This is a genomic window from Serratia sp. 1D1416 (genome assembly GCF_003641105.1).
Lineage (GTDB): Bacteria > Pseudomonadota > Gammaproteobacteria > Enterobacterales > Enterobacteriaceae > Serratia > Serratia ficaria.
The window spans coordinates 2,611,723-2,630,226 of the sequence record NZ_CP032738.1 but is presented as its reverse complement, the minus strand read 5'-3'; the positions used below and the strand labels follow the sequence as shown (position 1 = coordinate 2,630,226).

At 60.9% G+C, this 18,504-nt stretch carries 16 protein-coding genes; 4 read left to right on the top strand and 12 right to left on the bottom strand.

Annotation, left to right across the window (positions count from 1 at the left end; translation table 11 throughout):
* Window positions 1–36: 36 nt before the first annotated feature.
* Entirely contained in the window at window positions 37–528 is a 492-nt protein-coding gene (locus D7I37_RS12470) for a YbaY family lipoprotein (RefSeq protein WP_061796308.1), read from the bottom strand.
* A gap of 229 nt (window positions 529–757) precedes the next feature.
* Between D7I37_RS12470 and tesB the strand changes: the two genes are divergently transcribed.
* Window positions 758–1,621, top strand: coding sequence for an acyl-CoA thioesterase II (tesB, locus tag D7I37_RS12465; protein WP_061796307.1), 864 nt, complete (start codon window positions 758–760; stop codon window positions 1,619–1,621).
* An 85-nt stretch (window positions 1,622–1,706) separates the two neighbouring features.
* Here tesB and amtB read toward each other — a convergent pair whose 3' ends face one another.
* The 5 genes from amtB to D7I37_RS12440 form a co-directional block, all read right to left on the bottom strand.
* Entirely contained in the window at window positions 1,707–2,993 is a 1,287-nt protein-coding gene (gene amtB, locus D7I37_RS12460; RefSeq protein ID WP_061796306.1) for an ammonium transporter AmtB, read from the bottom strand.
* 36 nt (window positions 2,994–3,029) lie between these two features.
* Window positions 3,030–3,368 (bottom strand): P-II family nitrogen regulator, encoded by a 339-nt coding sequence (gene glnK / locus D7I37_RS12455; protein WP_004949337.1) that lies wholly within the window; start codon window positions 3,366–3,368, stop codon window positions 3,030–3,032.
* A 294-nt stretch (window positions 3,369–3,662) separates the two neighbouring features.
* On the bottom strand, window positions 3,663–5,441 hold the full coding sequence (smdB, locus tag D7I37_RS12450) for a multidrug efflux ABC transporter permease/ATP-binding subunit SmdB (RefSeq protein WP_061796304.1): 1,779 nt from the start codon (window positions 5,439–5,441) through the stop codon (window positions 3,663–3,665).
* On the bottom strand, window positions 5,434–7,209 hold the full coding sequence (gene smdA, locus D7I37_RS12445; RefSeq protein WP_095096045.1) for a multidrug efflux ABC transporter permease/ATP-binding subunit SmdA: 1,776 nt from the start codon (window positions 7,207–7,209) through the stop codon (window positions 5,434–5,436). Before smdA ends, smdB begins: the two co-directional genes overlap by 8 nt.
* 92 nt (window positions 7,210–7,301) lie before the next feature.
* Entirely contained in the window at window positions 7,302–7,763 is a 462-nt protein-coding gene (locus D7I37_RS12440) for an Lrp/AsnC family transcriptional regulator (protein ID WP_061796300.1), read from the bottom strand.
* Between the two features lie 122 nt (window positions 7,764–7,885).
* Here D7I37_RS12440 and D7I37_RS12435 point away from each other — a divergent pair, with 122 nt between their 5' ends.
* On the top strand, window positions 7,886–8,926 hold the full coding sequence (locus D7I37_RS12435; protein WP_061796298.1) for a PLP-dependent cysteine synthase family protein: 1,041 nt from the start codon (window positions 7,886–7,888) through the stop codon (window positions 8,924–8,926).
* Window positions 8,927–8,966: 40 nt separating this feature from the next.
* Here D7I37_RS12435 and cof read toward each other — a convergent pair whose 3' ends face one another.
* Window positions 8,967–9,791: an HMP-PP phosphatase gene (gene cof / locus D7I37_RS12430; protein ID WP_061796296.1), complete on the bottom strand. Its 825-nt coding sequence runs from the start codon at window positions 9,789–9,791 to the stop codon at window positions 8,967–8,969.
* A gap of 104 nt (window positions 9,792–9,895) precedes the next feature.
* Here cof and D7I37_RS12425 point away from each other — a divergent pair, with 104 nt between their 5' ends.
* Both D7I37_RS12425 and queC read left to right on the top strand, forming a co-directional pair.
* Window positions 9,896–11,602, top strand: coding sequence for an SgrR family transcriptional regulator (locus tag D7I37_RS12425; RefSeq protein WP_129543738.1), 1,707 nt, complete (start codon window positions 9,896–9,898; stop codon window positions 11,600–11,602).
* A gap of 135 nt (window positions 11,603–11,737) precedes the next feature.
* Window positions 11,738–12,436: a 7-cyano-7-deazaguanine synthase QueC gene (queC, locus tag D7I37_RS12420; protein ID WP_061796290.1), complete on the top strand. Its 699-nt coding sequence runs from the start codon at window positions 11,738–11,740 to the stop codon at window positions 12,434–12,436.
* Between the two features lie 34 nt (window positions 12,437–12,470).
* Here queC and D7I37_RS12415 read toward each other — a convergent pair whose 3' ends face one another.
* The 5 genes from D7I37_RS12415 to lon form a co-directional block, all read right to left on the bottom strand.
* Window positions 12,471–12,884 carry a thioesterase family protein gene (locus tag D7I37_RS12415; RefSeq protein WP_061796289.1) on the bottom strand — a complete coding sequence of 138 codons (414 nt, stop codon included), beginning with the start codon at window positions 12,882–12,884 and terminating at the stop codon, window positions 12,471–12,473.
* A gap of 155 nt (window positions 12,885–13,039) precedes the next feature.
* Window positions 13,040–13,414 carry a helix-hairpin-helix domain-containing protein gene (locus D7I37_RS12410; protein WP_129543737.1) on the bottom strand — a complete coding sequence of 125 codons (375 nt, stop codon included), beginning with the start codon at window positions 13,412–13,414 and terminating at the stop codon, window positions 13,040–13,042.
* Between the two features lie 138 nt (window positions 13,415–13,552).
* Window positions 13,553–15,436 carry a peptidylprolyl isomerase gene (gene ppiD, locus D7I37_RS12400; protein WP_061796285.1) on the bottom strand — a complete coding sequence of 628 codons (1,884 nt, stop codon included), beginning with the start codon at window positions 15,434–15,436 and terminating at the stop codon, window positions 13,553–13,555.
* 180 nt (window positions 15,437–15,616) lie between these two features.
* A complete protein-coding gene (gene hupB, locus D7I37_RS12395) occupies window positions 15,617–15,889 on the bottom strand; it encodes a nucleoid-associated protein HU-beta (protein WP_004940351.1) in 273 nt (90 codons plus the stop codon).
* A 216-nt stretch (window positions 15,890–16,105) separates the two neighbouring features.
* A complete protein-coding gene (lon, locus tag D7I37_RS12390) occupies window positions 16,106–18,460 on the bottom strand; it encodes an endopeptidase La (protein WP_061796283.1) in 2,355 nt (784 codons plus the stop codon).
* Between the last annotated feature and the right edge of the window lie 44 nt (window positions 18,461–18,504).

Sequence of the window (18,504 nt, the reverse complement as noted above, 5' to 3'; positions counted from 1 at the left end):
AGGCTGTTGATATCAGGCTCGTTCAGGAAAGCGACGTTACGGCATCGCCGTCGGCGTCGTCTGAACCGGCACGCCCTGTACCGGAACCAGCAGCAGGTCGGCACGGGTGCCGTTGCGGTTGATCACTTCCTGGATGGTATCGGTGATAAAGATCATTTGGCCATTCACCGTCACCGCCGCACTCAGAATGATGCGCGCGTTCGGCTGAATATCGGCCGGGTTATACGGCAGCACAAAGTTGAACGGCGCCTGGGTACCTTCGGTGCGCACCGCGCGCTGGGCGATGACTTTCGATGGCGCATCCGCCAGCGAGGCGTCAGAGAGGGTGACCGTCAGTACGGCATCCGGCGGCAGCGCAATGCGCTGGCGAATGTTCACCGAACCAGTCACCGCCGGCCCCTGGATCTGCGTTTGCGCCGCCGCCGGATTTCCCGCCGCCGGGGTAGGCACATCCGCACTCTTTTGGGCACAACCCGCCAGCGTGATCGTCAATGCTGCTGCTCCACCTACGATTTGCCAGAGTTTCATGGATCGGTCTCCTTTTTATTATCAACATGTTGGTGGCTTTCACCGCCTCACCCAATAAACTTAGCACAAAATACTGAAAAATCCATTTTGCTCCGCCTATTAATCACTTCCGCCGCTGATAATGCTCACTATTAAGACAATTTTAGCGCCCCTATAACGCAAGATGTTGACGTCATGCCGTGATATTCCGCACACTGCGCAAAATCATTATTAGAAAGGTAATAACTTTATGAGCCAGGCATTGCAAAACCTCCTCGATCTGCTGGATCTGGAGAAAATCGAAGAAGGGCTGTTCCGCGGCCAAAGCGAAGATCTGGGTCTGCGCCAGGTGTTCGGCGGCCAGGTCGTGGGCCAGGCGCTGTACGCCGCCAAACAAACCGTGCCGGCGGAACGCAACGTCCACTCGTTTCACAGTTACTTCCTGCGCCCGGGCGACAGCAGCAAGCCTATCGTGTATGACGTGGAAACCCTGCGCGACGGCAACAGCTTCAGCGCTCGCCGCGTCAGCGCCATCCAGCACGGCAAGCCGATCTTCTACATGACCGCCTCCTTCCAGAGCCCGGAAGCCGGTTTTGAGCACCAGAACCGCATGCCGGACGTGCCGCCGCCGGAAGGCTTGATGTCGGAATCGGAAATCGCCCAGAAGCTGGCGCATATGCTGCCGGAAAAGGTGCGCGATAAGTTTATCGGCCAAAAGCCGCTGGAAATGCGGCCGGTGAAGTTTCACAACCCGCTGAAAGGCAGCGTTGAGGAACCGCATCGCTACGTCTGGTTCCGCGCCAACGGCAGCATGCCGGAAGATCAGCACATTCATCAGTATCTGCTGGGCTACGCCTCCGATTTCAACTTCCTGCCGACGGCGCTGCAGCCGCACGGCGTCGGTTTTCTTGAGCCGGGCATGCAGGTGGCCACCATCGATCACTCGATGTGGTTCCACCGCCCGTTCCGCCTGGATGACTGGCTGCTGTACGCGGTAGAAAGCTCCTCCGCCTCCGGCGCGCGCGGCTTCGTGCGTGGCCAAATCTACAGCCGCGACGGCGTGCTGGTCGCCACCACGGTGCAGGAAGGGGTGATCCGCCAACGCGACGCTTGAGCCAATAAAAAGGGCGATGTCGCCATCGCCCTTTTTGCATCATCATTATTTTATTATTGGTTAGCGCACTGCCCTTCTTCAGGCCTTATTGGTTGTAGGCGCTCTCGCCGTGGCTGTTGACGTCCAGGCCTTCGCGCTCCTGCTCTTCCGGCACGCGCAGCCCGACGATGGCCCCGGCGACCTTGAAGGCGATAAAGGCGGCGACGCCCGACCACACCAGGGTGATCACCACGCTCAGCAACTGCACCCAAACCTGGTGGCCCATGGTCACGCCTTCCGCGTAGCCGGTGCCGCCCAGTGAAGAGGCGGTGAACACGCCGGTCAGCAGGCAGCCGACGATGCCGCACACGCCATGCACGCCGAACACGTCGCAGGTGTCGTCCACCTTCAGCCATTTCTTCAGCGTCACCACGCCCCACAGGCCGGCAATGCCGCCCACCAGGCCGATGATCAGCGCCCCGCCGACGCCGACGGTGCCGGCGGCCGGCGTTACCGCAACCAGCCCGGCGATGCAGCCGGAGCAGGCGCCCAGCAGCGAAGGCTTACCGCGCACGATCCACTCGGCGAAGGTCCAGGAGAGGATGGCGCCCGCGGTGGCAACCACGGTGTTCAGGAATGCCAACGCCGCAATGCCGTTCGCCGCGCTGGCGGAGCCGGCGTTGAAGCCGAACCAGCCGATATACAGGATCGACGCGCCGGTAAACACCATCGGCAGGTTGTGCGGTTTGAACGCTTCCTTGCCGAAACCGGCACGTTTGCCCAACAGGTAAGCGCCGATCAGGCCCGCGCTGGCGGCGTTGATGTGCACCACGGTGCCGCCGGCGAAGTCCAGCGCGCCGTCGGCCGCCAGGAAACCGCCGCCCCATACCATATGCGCAATCGGCAGGTAAGAAATGGTGAACCAGATGGCCGCGAAGATCACCACCGCCGAGAAGCGGATGCGTTCGGCGAAGCCGCCCACCACCAGCGCCACGGTAATGCAGGCGAAGGAGCATTGGAACGCGACGTGGATCATCTGGTTAAAGGTGCCGGTCAGGCTGTCGATGCCGATGCCTTTCAGCATCGCCGTCTGGAAACCGCCGAAGAAGGCGTTGCCCTCGCTGAAGGCCAGGCTGTAGCCGTACAGCACCCACAGCACGCACACCAGCGCGAAGGTGACGGTGACCTGGGTCAGCATCGACAGCACGTTCTTGGAACGCAGCAAACCGCCGTAAAACAACGCGACGCCGGGCAGCGTCATAAACAGCACCAAAGCGGTGCAGATCATCATGAACGCGTTGTCAGCCTTGTCTGCGACCGCCGGAGCGGCCAGGGCCAAAGAAGGAACCATGGTTACCGTACTCAGGCCCAACATGGATAAAAGTTTTTTCATTATCAATCCATCCCCATTACTTAACTGAGCCTGTGATTACAGTGCTGCTTCGTCGGTTTCGCCGGTGCGAATACGAATGACACGTTGCAATTCGGCAACGAAAATTTTGCCATCACCGATTTTGCCGGTGTAGGCAGCTTTGCTAATGACATCAACCACTTCATCCAGCTGGTCGTCGGCAATAGCGATATCGATTTTGACTTTCGGTAAGAAGTTGACGCTGTATTCAGCCCCGCGATAGAGCTCTGCGTGCCCCTTCTGGCGACCAAAGCCTTTCACTTCGGTTACGGTCAGCCCCTGAATACCGACAGAGGATAGGGCTTCACGCACGTCCTCCAGCTTGAATGGTTTTATCACCACGGTCACCAGCTTCATATTGCCCCTCCACGAATTAAGCCCAAACTCACCCCTGGTACTGGTTCTTATAAAGCAAAGGCTATGCCACAAATGATTTTGCATGCGGATTCAGCCAATTAACGGCAAGGAGAGCGAACACCGGGCCGCCGCCGGGTCTGCGATGCGGCCCGCAGCAACTTATCGGTCAAATATTGCGCACTATTTTGGTGCGCGACGCGTCGAAAAAGTGCAGAAGAAGGGATTTGAAAAGGATCGCTGCCTGTTTATGGTGCGCGAAGGGAAAGACAGGGGCCAGATGATGGCCCCTGAGGATCAGGCGGGCTGGCTTTCTTCGCGGGTCGCCGCCGCCAGCTCTTCGCCCACCAGCTGCAGCTGGTACATTTGGTAGTAACGGCCCTGCTGCGCCAGCAGCTGCTGATGGTTGCCCTGCTCCACCGCCTGACCGCGGTGCAGCACCAGAATCGAATCGGCGTCGACGATGGTCGACAGGCGGTGAGCGATCACCACCAGCGTGGTGTGTTCGCGGATCAGGCGCAGCGCGCGCTGAATAGCCTGTTCGGTCCCCGAGTCGATATTGGCGGTGGCCTCGTCGAGGATCAGGATCTGCGGCGCCTGCACCAACACGCGCGCCAGCGCCAGCAGCTGCTTCTGGCCGACCGACAGGTTATTGCCCTGCTCGCCCAGACGGGTGTGGATGCCCTGCGGGAAGCCGCGCACCAGCTCCGCCAGCTGCACCGTCTCCAGCGCCCGCCACACCGCCTCTTCCGCGATGTTGCGCCCCAGCGTCACGTTGGCCAGCACCGACTCGGCGATCACCACCGGATCCTGCTGCACCATCGCCACGCCCTGGCGCAGCGTGCGGTGCGACAGGCCGGACAGCGGGCGACCGTCGAGGCGCACCTCACCCTCGCTGACCGGGTAATAGCCCATCAGCAAATTGGCCAGCGTGCTCTTGCCGCTGCCGGTATGGCCGACCAGCGCCACAAAGCCGCGCGAAGGCACCGACAGCGAAATATGCTGCAGCACCTTTTTGTCCGCCCGATAGGCGAAGCTCAGGTTTTCGATGTCGATGCGGCCGCTGGCCAACGGACGATCGTCGGCGCCATAGCTTTGCTGGCTGCGATCCATCAGCTCGAAGATGCGCTCACCGGCCACCACCGCCTGCTGCAGGATCGATTGTTGCGAGGTCAGTTCGATCAGCGGTTCGTTCAGACGGCCCAGATAGTTGATAAAGGCATACAGCACGCCGACGCCGATCACCCCTTCGCCGCTGAAGCCGAACAGCATCAGCAGGCCGCACAACACCAGCGCCGAAAACAGGCTGAGCAGCGGCCGCAGCAGGAAACCGTCGAGGCGCAGGGTCTGCATGCGCGCGGTGTAATGCGAACGGCTGGCGGCGCTCATGCGTTCGCCGAAGCGGATCTGCTGGCGGAACTGCTGGATCACGCCCATGCCGTTGATCACTTCGTTGAAGCCGTCGTTGATGTCCGCCAGGTAGCTGCGCACCCGACGCACGATCGGCGTGCTGTAGTACTGATAGATGCCCATCACCACAAACACCGCCGGGAAGATGCAGATAGCCACCAGCGCCATGCGCCAGTCCAGGCTGAACATCGCCACCAGCATGGCGCCGATCAGCGCGGCGCTCTTCAGCACCGTGGAGACCACCATCACGTACAGGTCCTTGATCACCTCGGTGTCGTTGGTCACCCGCGAGATCAGCTGGCCGACCGGCTGGGTGTCGAAGGCGCTGAGCGGCTGACGCAGCGCGGCGTCCATCACGTCGGTGCGCAAACGCTGTACCACCCCCACCGCCGCCTGATTGAACAGCAGCGCCTGAAAATAGTGCAGCGCCGCCGCCAGCAGCTCCAGCAGCACGTAGGCCGCCGCCAGGCCGCCGACGATCATCAGCGGCAGTTGCCCTTTGGCGACGTAGTTGTCGATAAAATAGCTGACCAGGATCGGGCCGGCGACCTCCGCCGCCGCCGCCACCCACAGCATCAAAACCGCGATGCCGAGCGGTTTGCGGTACGGCGAGCCGTAAGCCAGCAGCCGTTTCAGCGTCGGCCACAGCTTTTGCACTTTATTCATTGACTAACGCCTCCTCACCCGCTTCCGGCGCTTCATCCAGCGCCGCTTCCAGCTGCTGGTAGCGATACATGTCGCGATACCAGCCCGGCTGCGCCGCCAGCGCCGCATGCTCGCCGCGCTGGGCCACGCCGCCGTGCTGCATCACCAGTATTTCGCTGGCCTCGGTCAACGCCGACAGCCGGTGCGCGCTGATAATCACCGTGCGATTCTGCCCCCAGCTGCGCAGGTTATGCAGGATCTGGTGCTCGGTGCGGCCGTCCACCGCCGACAGCGCGTCGTCGAGGATCAGGATCTCCGCGTCCAGCAGCAGCGCGCGGGCGATGGAAATGCGCTGTTTCTGCCCGCCGGACAGCATCACGCCGCGTTCGCCCACTTCGGTTTCATAGCCCTGCGGCAGCCGCAGAATATCCTCATGCACGCTGGCCAGCCGCGCCGCCTGCTCGATCTGCTCCTGCGTCGCGCCCGGGTTGCCCAGCGCGATATTGTTCGCCACGCTGTCGGAGAACAGGAACGGCGTCTGGCTGACCACCGACAGCCGCGAACGCCAGTCGTCGAGCTTCACCTGGGTCAGCGGCAGGCCGTGATAACTGATTTGCCCTTCGTCCACGTCGAACTGGCGCTGGATAAGAGACAACAGCGTCGATTTGCCGGCGCCGGTCGGGCCGCACAGCCCCAGCATCTGCCCCGGCGCCAGCTTGAACGCCACGTCATGCAGCGCCGGATGCGAATTCTCCGGATAATGAAACGCCCGGATCTCCGCCGCCAGCACGCCGCGCCCGGCCGGCAGCGCCTGCTGGCCGTCCTGCACCGCCGGCGCCTCTTCGAGCAGGCTGCGAATGCGGCTGTATGCGGCGCTGCCGCGCTCGACGATGTTGAACATCCAGGCCAGCGCCAGCATCGGCCAGATCATCAGGCCGAGATACATCACGAAGCTGGTCAACTGCCCCAGCGTCAGAGAGCCGTTGACCACCATCCAGCTGCCGCCGCCGATGGCCAGCAGGTTGGAGGCGCCGATGGCGATATAAATGGTCGGATCGAAGCGCGCATCCACCCGCGCCACGTGCATGTTTTTGGCGCCGGTCTGCGCCGCCACCTCGGCGAACTGATTGGACTGATGATCCTCCAGCCCGAAGGCCTTGATCATGCGGATGCTGGTCATGCTCTCCTGCGCCTGATCGTTCAGGCTGGAAAACGCCGCCTGCGCCGATTTAAAGCGCTGGTGCAGCTGGTCGCCGTAATATTTGATGGCGATCGCCATCAGCGGCATCGGGATCAGCGACAGCAGCGTCAGCTGCCAGCTGATTTGGGTGCTCATCACCACCAGCACCACCAGCCCCATCACCAGCGAATCCACCAGCGTCAGCACCCCCTCGCCGGCGGCGAACACCACCCGATCCACGTCGTTGGTGGCGCGCGCCATCAAATCGCCGGTGCGGTGGCGCAGGTAGAAAGCCGGGTTCTGCCGGCTGAGCTGGCGGTAAAAGTTCTCGCGCAGCTCGACCGCCAGCTGGTAAGACGCGCCAAACAGCAGTACCCGCCACACGTAGCGCAGCAGGTATACGACGATCGCGGTGGCGATCATCAGCCCCAGCCATGCCATCAGCACGCCGGTGGTCATCTGTTTTTCAGTAACGCCGTCCACGATGATGCCCACCAGCTTGGGCGGCAGCAGCTGCAGAATGGCGATGACGATCAGCAGCACCACCGCCCCCAGGTAGCGGCGCCACTCCCGGCGGAAATACCAGCCGATTTGAGCAAATAATCTCACGCAGTTTGTTTCCAGGATTTTATGGGAATTATCTCTTGTTCTGTCTCAACGGAGCAGGATACCACCGTTGCATCGCCAATTCGGTGAACTTTTCACTCTGGCACCGGCAGCGCGGTAGTGTATTTGATTTTTTCCATGGCGAAGCTGGAGGTGACGTCGATCAGGCCCGGCACGCCGTTGACCAGCCGCTTGTAAAAGCTGTCGTAGCTCTTCATGTCCGCCACCTCGACCTGCATCAGGTAATCGTATTCCCCCGCCATGCGGTAGAACGCCAGCACCTCGGGCATCTGGGCGGTCAGTTGAACGAACGCCTGATACCACTCGCTGCTGTGCTGCTGAGTTTTGATCAACACAAACGCCGTCAGCCCCAGGCCCAGCTTTTCGTTGTCCAGCAGCGCCACCCTGCCGCGGATATAGCCTTCGTCCTCCAGCCGCTTCAGCCGTTTCCAGCACGGCGTGGAGGTCAAATTGACCGCATCGGCCAGCGCCTGCAGCGACTGGGTGCAGTCCTGCTGCAGCATGCACAGCAGTTTACGGTCTGTTTTATCTAACATAACGCCAACCCGGAGAAAATTTTTCTCCCATTAGGCGATTAAACAGGAAAAATGGCAATCCTTTTTTCCCGCTGACAGGCTATGCTACGCCATAAACCAGCCCCCTATTTTGAGGCCAAACGATGATAAACTCTTGGGTAAAATATGCTATCGGTGAAATAGAAGCGGATTTTCAGCGCTCCGCCGACACCCACCTGATTCGCCTGAACCTGCCGGCCTTTCCCGGCATTTGCCTGTACCTGAAGGATGAAAGCACCCATCCGACCGGCAGCCTGAAACACCGCCTGGCGCGCTCGCTGTTTCTCTATGGCCTGTGCAACGGCTGGATCACCGAGAACACGACGATCATCGAAGCCTCTTCCGGCAGCACCGCGGTGTCTGAAGCCTACTTCGCCCGGCTGATCGGCCTGCCGTTCATCGCCGTGATGCCGTCCTGCACCGCGCGCCGCAAGGTGGAACAGATCGCCTTTTACGGCGGCCGCTGCCACTTCGTCGACCATGCGGCGCAGATTTACGCCGCTTCGGAACAGCTGGCGAAGGAGCTGAACGGCCACTATATGGATCAGTTCACCTACGCCGAGCGCGCAACCGACTGGCGCGGCAACAACAACATCGCCGACAGCATTTTCCGCCAGATGGCGCGCGAACCTTTCCCGGTGCCGAAACACATCGTGATGAGCGCCGGCACCGGCGGCACTTCCGCCACCCTGGGGCGCTATATCCGCTATCAGGGGCATGACACTCAACTGACGGTGGTCGATCCGGAAAACTCGGTGTTCTACGACTGCTTCCATCACGGCGATCGCACCCTGATCGGCAGCTGCGGCAGCCGTATCGAAGGCATCGGCCGCCCGCGCGCCGAGCCGTCGTTTATCCCTTCGGTGGTCGACAGCATGCTGCGGGTGCCGGACGCCGCCAGCGTCGCCACCATCCACTGGCTGGAAAGCGTGTTGGGGCGCAAGGTCGGCGCTTCCACCGGCACCAATGTCTGGGGCGCGCTGCAGCTGGCGAAACAGATGCGGGAAAATGGCGAACAGGGATCGATAGTCACCCTGTTGTGCGACAGCGGCGAACGCTATCTGGACACCTATTACAACGAAGCCTGGGTCAGCGAGAATATCGGCGACCTGCAGCCGTACCTGGCGCAGCTGGCCGATTTATAAAAAAAGCCGGGTAGCGATACCCGGCCGGCTGTAATAAACCTCATAATTCGGGGGAATAGGTGAGGCAAGGTGAACGCAGCCAATGTTGTAAATAGTGGGCCACCGCCTGCTGTTGGCAGTGGCCGATAACCGGCAGCTGCGGCAGCAAGGATTTCAGCTGCGGCAGGGCGTTGCCCATCACCACGCCGTGCCCGACCGCCGCCAACATCTCTTTATCATTCATCGCATCGCCAAACGCCATGCAGTCGGCCAGCGTTAACCCCAGATGTCGGCTCAGCCTGTCCAAGGCCGTGCCCTTGTTGCAGCCGAGCGGCAGCACCTCCAGGCACTCATAGGCGGAGAAGCACAGGTCCGCGGCGTCGCCAAGCTGCGCCTGCAGCTGCAACTGCAGCTCCAGCAGCGTCTCGTGCGGCGCCACAAAACAGACCTTGCTGTTGCCGAACGCCGGCAGACCACGCAGTTCGGTCAGTTGGTAACGGAACCCGCTCAGATGGTGGGCCCGCAGCATTTCCTCCGGCACCGCAACTTCGGTCATCCAGCCTTCGTCGCGAAACACGTGCATGCTGGCGTCGGTGCGCCAGCGGGTATTCAGCACCTGCTCGGCGACCTCTGCCGGCAGGTCGGTGGCGTGCAGCCGCCGCCCCTGATTGTCATACACCCGCGTGCCGTTGCCGGTGATCAGATAACCCCGCAGGCCAAGCTGCGCCATGATCGGCTGGGCATCGAGATAATGCCGGCCGGTGGCGAAGGTCACCGCCATCTCTCGCTCCACCAGCTGGTTCAGCACCGCCAGCGTTTCCGGGCCAACCCGGTGATCCGGCATCAGCAACGTGCCGTCCATGTCAAAAGCTGCCAGGCGATACATAGAGACCTCTTGAATGTGAAGACGATTACAATCACTGCAGTATGAGATGGCATTTACGGAAGTAATAGTGAACAATTTGAAAAAACTGTTCCGGATTTAACTTCATGCGCCTGGTTCATCGTCTCAGCCAATATCAACGCCTGTATCAACAGCTCGGCAGCGCACCGGCGGCCATTACCATCGGCGAGCTGGCCGCGCTGTTTTATTGCAGCGAGCGCCATGCCCGCACGCTGGTGCAGCAGCTGCAGGATCAGGGCTGGCTGAGCTGGCAATCGCAGCCGGGCCGCGGCAAACGCGCGCGCCTGCACTGCCTGAAAACGCCGGACGAACTGCGGGCGCTGCTGCTGCAGCAACTGCTGCTGCAGGGCAATCATCAGGGCGCGCTGGAGATGGCGCAGCTGGATCCGCAGCATCTGCAGGATCTGCTCAGCCCGCACCTCGGCGGCCAGTGGCAGGCCGGCAGCCCGACGCTGCGCATCCCCTACTACCGCACGTTGGAAACCCTCGATCCGCTGACGCTGACCGGCCGCGCGGAACAGCATCTGGTTTCCACCCTGCACGCCGGGCTGACGCGCCTGACCACCGGCAACCCCGAGCCGCAGCCGGACCTGGCCCACCACTGGCAAATCGGCAATAACGGCCGGCGCTGGCAGTTCTTCCTGCGCAGCCAGCTGCGTTGGCATAACGGCGAGCCGTTAACCGGCCAGCAGCTACTGCAAACGCTGGAGAAACTGCGGCGCCATCCGCGCAGCCAGCCCAGCCTGAGCAACCTGGCCGCCGTCAGCCTGCCGCACCCGCTGTGCATTCAGTTCGACCTGCAGCTGCCGGATTACTGGCTGGCGCATCGGTTGGCCGAGCTGCCCTGCCTGATGACCCATCCCGAGCTGCCGGCCGTCGGCGCCGGGCCGTTCAAGCTGGCGCTGAACGAACCGCACCTGGTGCGGCTGGAGCAGCACGCCTTCTACCACCTTCAGCACCCTTATCTGGAAAATATCGAATACTGGATCACCCCCGACCTGCCGGCCGACGACGCTTACACCAGCTGCCAGCACCCGGTGCGCATCACCATCGGCCAGCAGGACGATCTGGCGCAGGCCAGGCCGGTGCAGCGCAGCATGAGCCTGGGCTGGTGTTATTTGGCGATCAACCTCAGGCACGGCGTGCTCAGCGAAGCCCAGGGACAAAAATTGCTGATGCTGATCCAGCAGTCCGATCTGCTGAGCAACCTGCCGATCCCCAACAGCGTGATTACCCCCAGCCGCGAAATGTTGCCCGGCTGGCATATCCCGCGCCAGCGGATTGATGAAGACGTCACCTTGCCCGCCAGGCTGACGCTGCTGTACCGCCCGCCGGTCGAGCTGGAAACGGTCACCCTCGCCCTGCAACGGCTGTTGGCGCAGCACGGCTGCGAACTGGACGTACGCTACTATTCGGGTAAGCGCTGGCAAAGCGCGGAACAGATCGCCCAGGCGGACCTGCTGCTGGCGGATAACCTGATCGGCGAAGCGCCGGAAGCCACGCTGGAAAGCTGGCTGCGGCAGGATACCCTGTGGCGCGGCATTCTGCCCGAGCCGCGCTGGCGGCTGCAGCAGGATACCCTGCAGCGGATCCAGCAGCTTCAGGCGCAGCAATCGCGCTTTGCGCAGCTGAAAGATTATTATCAGCGGCTGATGGCCTCCGCCATCATCACGCCGCTGTTTCACTACCAGTACCAGATCAGCGCGCCGCCGCGCATCCATGGCGTTACCTTGACCGCCCACGGCTGGTTCGATTTTTGCCAGGCCTGGCTGCCGCCGCCGGTGGAGAATTAGCGCGCTATTTCAGTAAACCGAGCATGCCCGATCCTGCGGCGAACAGCCATTTCTGCTACCATTGCTGCCGCAACGCATTTTTATCCTGCCGCCCGAATGTGTCTCGGGAAAGGCCAAAGCCCATAAGGTGATTTTATGAAGCGCGCGGTTGTCGTTTTCAGCGGTGGACAAGATTCCACCACCTGCCTGATCCAGGCATTGCAACAGTATGACGAAGTTCACTGCGTCACATTCGATTACGGCCAGCGCCATCGCGCCGAGATTGAGGTGGCTCAGGCGCTGTCGGCGGCCCTCGGCGCCAAAGCGCACAAGGTGCTGGACGTCACGCTGCTCAATGAGCTGGCCGTCAGCAGCCTGACCCGTGACAACATCCCGGTTCCGGCCTACGACCCTAATCAGAAAAACGCGCTGCCGAGCACCTTCGTGCCGGGCCGCAACATCCTGTTCCTGACGCTGGCGGCGATCTACGCCTATCAGGTCGAGGCGGAAGCGGTGATCACCGGCGTCTGTGAAACCGACTTCTCCGGCTACCCGGACTGCCGCGACGAGTTCGTCAAAGCGTTGAATCAGGCGGTGGTGCTGGGCATCGCCAGGGATATTCGTTTCGAAACGCCGCTGATGTGGCTGAACAAGGCCGAGACCTGGGCGCTGGCGGACTACTACCACCAGCTGGAGCGGGTTCGCCAGGATACCCTGACCTGCTACAACGGCATCAAGGGCGACGGCTGCGGAGAATGCGCCGCCTGTAACCTGCGCGCCAACGGTCTGCAGCAGTACCAAGGCAACCGGGCGGAAGTGATGGCCAGCCTGAAGCGGAAAGCCGCTCTGGCCTGAGTGCATAACGGCGGCAACCGCCGCCGTCCCTGTTTCACCGTTCCGCTTCCGGCGGCAGCAGCGCCTGCAGGTGTTCGCGCAGCTGCCCCTCAATCGGCAACGCCCGCTGGGTTTTCAGATCGACGCACACGAAGGTCAGCATCGCGTCCGCCACCGGCGTCCCCGCCGGATCCTGCGTCACCTTCTGGCTCAGCACGCCGCTTTTGCCGTTTAGCTGCACCATCTGGCTGTCGATGCGCAGCTTGTCCCCCAATACCGCCGGGCTACGGTAGTTGATGTTGATGTTCACCACGATGAAGGCGATGTTGTTTTCCGTCATCCAGCGAAAGCCTTCTTCATGTTCCAGCCACTCCCAACGCGCCTCTTCCAGAAACTCCAGATAGCGGGCGTTGTTGACGTGCTGGTAGACATCCATGTGGTAACCGCGGACTTTGATAAAGGTTTGCATAAGAAGCGACGACTCCTGCCTGGTGATTACAGAAAGAAGGGGCCGGCTGCGGCCCCCTCGCCCGTTTGGTCAACGCGCCAAACTGGTAAGACCTGTAAAATGTAGCAGAGGAAAAACGGCTGCAAAGGCACTTTGCCACGCAGCCGCGATCGGGATCACATTTTCAAGCGCGCCTGGTTTTTTTCAAACAGCGCCGGCCCGATGCCCGGCACCTCCTGCAGCTGCTCAATCTGGGTGAAAGGCCCGTTCTGTTCGCGGTAGCGCACGATGCCCTCCGCTTTTTTCAACCCAACGCCCTTGAGCATGCTGGCCAACTGTTCGGCGTCCGCCTGGTTGATGCTCACCGTCACCTCATCCGCGGCAGACGCTCCCGGCCCGGCGGCCGCTGGCGACGTCGACAGGATCGGCGGCGGCGCGGCGGGTTTCTCCGCCGCCATCAGCGGCCCCGTCAGGCACAGCAGACAGGCCGCGAGCGCCGCCCTTGCACAGTGACCATAACCATAACGCGCTTTTTTCTCTGTATGTTGCATGCTGTATCCTCCTTGTGTTTGACAGCAAGCTCACCTTGCCGCGGCGGCGGATATTCAGCAATCGACGGATTTCAGATATGGAAAAGGCCGCGAAAGCGGCCTTTGATTATTGCATTGCGTTGCAGAGAAATGCGGCGGTTACTGAGGCTGTTGCTGCTCGGCGGCGCCCATCTTGATCTTGGCGTCCTTACGCAGGCTCGCCAGCAGCGAGTCGAAGGAAACGCCGGTGGCGCCTTCTTCCATCTTGCCCACGAAGGTTTTCATTTCTTCCGCCGGCAGGCTGCCGGGCTTAACCGCGTCGAGCGCGATCAGCACCACGTTGTCCTGACGGTCCTGCGACATGCCGTAAACCGGTTTGCCTTCCTGCGGGTGCGGCAGCGCGAACACGCTCTCCACCAGCTGGCTGTCTTCCGGCGCGCGCGCCATTTTCTGCACGCTGCCGAAGCTCAGGCCGGCGGCTTTCATCGCTTCGTCGCCTTTGCCCTGCTTCAGCTCAACCAGCAGCTTCTCGCCCTGCAGCTTCGCTTCCTGAACCGCTTTGTTGCGCTTCACCAGCTCCGCCACGCGATCCTTGACCTGGTCGAAAGGTTCGATGCCTTCCGGCTTGTGACCGGTCACGCGCACCACGAAGGCGCGGTCGCCGTCGACGGTAATCACGTCGGAGTTGCTGCCCGGCGCGCCGTTCTCGCCGATCAGCGAGCCGTCGAAGATCGACTGCACCACCGGCTTGAAGTTCAGCGCGGCGGGGATGTTGTCGCGGGTGAACCAGTCGGTTTGCGCCGCCTTCACGCCGGCCGCTTCCTCGGCCGAGGCCAGGGATTCGTTATCGCTGGTCGCCGCTTCGCTCACCTTCTGCTGCAGCGCGTAATAGGCGTCTACCGCTTTCTCCTGCTGAACCTGCTTGGCGATGGCGTCATGCACTTCGCTCAGCGGCTTCACTTTCTCAGGCTCGATGTCGTTCAGGCGCACGATCAGGTAGCCGACGGAGGATTTCACCACGCCGGACAGCTGGCCTTTCTCGGTCAGGTCAGCCTGCTTCAGCTCGTCGGCGGTGGTTTCCGGCTCCAGCCAGCCCAGCTCGCCGCCGGTGCGGCGCGAGATGATGTCGGTGGATTTATCCTTCGCCAGGGTGGCGAAATCGCCGCCCTTTTTCAGCTCATCCAGCACCGCATTGGCTTCCGCCTCGGTTTTCAGCTGGATCACGCTGTAGTTCTTGCGCTCCGGCTGGCCATAGCTGCTCTTGTGCTGATCGTAGTAGGCGCTGACGTCGGCGTCGGTAATCTTTACCTTGTCCTGCATGGACGCGGCGTCCATCGGGATATAGCTGACCTTGACCTGCTCAGGCGCGATAAAGCTGTTCTTGTTCTGGTCGTAATAAGCTTTCAGTTCGTCGTCGCCGGCGCTCTGCTTGGCCTGCAGCGCTTTCAGATCGAGCGTAGCCAGGCGCACGTCGCGCTCCTGCAACACCAGCGCCGCCATGGATTGGGACTCGGCCGGCAGCACGAAGCCCGACTCGCCGAAGGCCTGGATCACCTGCTGATTGACCAGCTGCTGGCGCATTGACTGCGCGAAGTTATCCGCGGTGTAGCCCATGCGGCCGATCAGGTCGAGGTATTTGGCGTTATCGAACTGGCCGTTGGTCTGGAAGTAAGGCGCCTTGCGGATGGCCTCCTTGATCTGATCGTCGCTGACGCTCAGACCTAATTTCTTGGCGTATTGGTCCAGCAGCATGTTGTCGATCAACTGTGACAGCACCTGGCGGCGCATCTGCTGCATGTAGCCTTCGTTGCCCGCCAGCGCGGAGAACTGGTCACCCAGCTGCTGCTGCATGCGGCTGCGTTCGCTTTGGAAAGCCTGTTCCAGCTGAGCGCGTTCGATCGTCTGGCCATTTACTTTCGCAGCATAATCGCCGGAACTCCCCTGATAGCTGACCACCCCAGTCAAAAGAAATGACAAAATGATCAGGCCCAGGATGATTTTGAGCACGACGTGATTAGCAGCCGCGCGTAAATTGTCCATCATAGTGTGACAACACTCCGCTGTGATGTGGATTAAAAACCCTTGTGCAGGCGCGTTCCCTGCGACAAAAATAAAAAAAGCGCATCAATCCGATGCGCCTTGTATCTTACCTTACCAGCACCGTTGCGTCAGGTGATTGTTTATTACAAAACCCTGTCTCGCTAAACGGTTAGACGCAAACTATCAGTTTACTGCGTCTTTCAGCGCTTTCCCTGCACGGAAGGCCGGAACTTTGGCTGCCGCGATTTTGATCTCTTTACCGGTTTGCGGGTTACGGCCGGTACGGGCCGAACGCTCACGAACGGTGAAGGAGCCGAAACCAACCAGGGCCACGTCATCCCCTGCCTTCAAGGAGTCGGTAACAGAAGCAATTACTGCATCTAAAGCGCGTCCAGCTGCCGCTTTGGAAATATCAGCACCTGCGGCAATCTTGTCGATCAGTTGTGACTTATTCACTCTATCATCCCCTCTAGAATTCAATCGTCGCACCGAAAAATCCCTACGGTTGCGACAGCGCAGCTGTTATATCAATCCCATCGGACCTTGGCAAGCCACCGTCTGGGAGGCAAAACACAGGCCGACAGCTTACTAACTTAGCGGTACAAAAAAATGCTGGCAAGTCCGAAATGGCTTGCCAGCATAAGTTTTATCAATGGTTTTTGCGATTCGTCACTATTTTACCGCGACCGGCAGTGCGCCGAAGGCCGGGTTTTGCAACGCAATGTTCAAAACTTCATCGATTCGCTGCACCGGATGAATCTCCAGATCGGCGATAACATTGTCCGGAATTTCTTCCAGATCGCGCTTGTTCTCGTACGGGATCAGCACGGTTTTGATGCCGCCGCGATGCGCCGCCAACAGCTTCTCTTTCAGGCCGCCGATCGGCAACACCTGACCGCGCAGCGTGATCTCGCCGGTCATCGCCACATCGGCGCGCACCGGGTTGCCGGTCAGGCAGGAAACCAGCGCGGTGCACATCGCAATACCGGCGCTCGGCCCGTCTTTCGGCGTCGCCCCTTCCGGCACGTGAACGTGGATATCGCGCTTTTCATAGAAATCGGCGTTGATGCCCAGTTTTTCCGCCCGCGCCCGCACCACGGTCAACGCAGCCTGAATCGACTCCTGCATCACCTCACCCAGGGAACCGGTGTAGGTCAGCTTGCCCTTGCCCGGTACGCAGGCGGTTTCGATGGTCAGCAGGTCGCCGCCCACTTCCGTCCACGCCAGACCGGTCACTTCGCCCACGCGGTTTTCGGTATCCGCACGGCCGTAGTCGACGCGCTGCACGCCCAGGTAGTCTTTCAGGTTGTCGCCGTTGATCTCGATGTGCTTGATCTTCTTGTCCATCAGCAGCGCTTTCACCGCTTTGCGGCACAGCTTGGAGATTTCGCGCTCCAGGCTACGCACCCCGGCTTCGCGGGTGTAGAAGCGGATAATGCCGACGATGGCGCTGTCGTCTACCGTCAGTTCGCCTTTCTTCAGCGCGTTGCGCTCAAGCTGCTTCGGCAGCAGGTGCTGCTTGGCGATGTTGAGCTTCTCGTCCTCGGTGTAGCCCGACAGGCGGATCACTTCCATACGGTCCAGCAGCGGCGCAGGAATGTTCATCGAGTTCGAGGTGGCCACGAACATCACGTCGGACAGATCGTAATCCACTTCCAGGTAGTGATCGTTAAACGCCACGTTCTGTTCAGGATCCAGCACCTCAAGCAGCGCCGAAGCCGGATCGCCGCGCATGTCGGAAGACATCTTGTCGATCTCGTCCAGCAGGAACAGCGGGTTTTTCACCCCGACCTTGGCCATTTTCTGGATCAGCTTGCCCGGCATGGAGCCGATGTAGGTGCGCCGGTGGCCGCGGATTTCCGCTTCGTCCCGCACGCCGCCCAGCGCCATGCGCACGTACTGGCGGCCGGTCGCCTTGGCGATCGACTGGCCCAGCGAGGTTTTACCCACCCCCGGCGGCCCCACCAGGCACAGGATCGGCCCCTTGATTTTGCTGACGCGGCTCTGCACCGCGAGGTACTCGAGGATGCGATCCTTGACGCGCTCCAGGCCGTAGTGATCGATATCGAGCACTTCCTGCGCCTTGACCAGGTCTTTTTTCACCTTGCTGCGCGCATTCCACGGCACCTGCAGCATCCAGTCGATATAGCCGCGCACCACGGTCGCTTCCGCAGACATCGGCGACATCATTTTCAGCTTTTGCAGTTCCGCTTCGGTTTTTTCGCGCGCGTCTTTCGGCATTTTCGCCGCTTCGATCTTGCGCTTCAGCGCTTCGTGTTCGTCCGGCGCGTCGTCCATCTCGCCCAGCTCTTTCTGAATCGCCTTCATCTGCTCGTTCAGATAGTACTCGCGCTGGCTTTTTTCCATCTGTTTCTTGACGCGGTTGCGGATGCGTTTCTCGACCTGCAGCAGGTCGATCTCCGACTCCATCATCGCCATCAGGTACTCCAGACGCTCGGTAATGTCGAACATCTCCAGCACCGACTGCTTGTCGCTGAGCTTCAGCGGCATATGCGCGGCGATGGTGTCCGCTAGGCGCGCGGCGTCGTCGATGCTGTTCAGCGAAGTCAGCACCTCCGGCGGGATCTTTTTGTTCAGCTTGATGTAGCCTTCAAACTGGTTGATCGCGGTGCGCACCAGCACTTCTTGCTCGCGCTCGTCGATCGCCGGCGACTCGAGGTATTCCGCCTGGGCGGCAAAATGCTCGCCGCTGTCGGAAAGCGTGGTGATGCGTGCGCGCTGCAGGCCCTCCACCAGCACTTTTACCGTGCCGTCCGGCAGCTTCAGCATCTGCAGGATCGACGCTACGGTGCCGACGGAGAATAAATCGTTAATGCCAGGTTCATCCGTTGAGGCCTCTTTCTGTGCCACCAGCATGATCTTTTTATCATGATCCATTGCTGCTTCGAGGCACCGAATCGATTTTTCCCGGCCAACAAATAACGGGATCACCATGTGCGGATAAACCACCACGTCGCGCAACGGCAAGACGGGGATTTCAATGCGTTCGGAACGCTCAGGGTTCATAGAGCTCTCTCTTAGTTTAATTTCCGCCAGGTTGAGGGGGAATC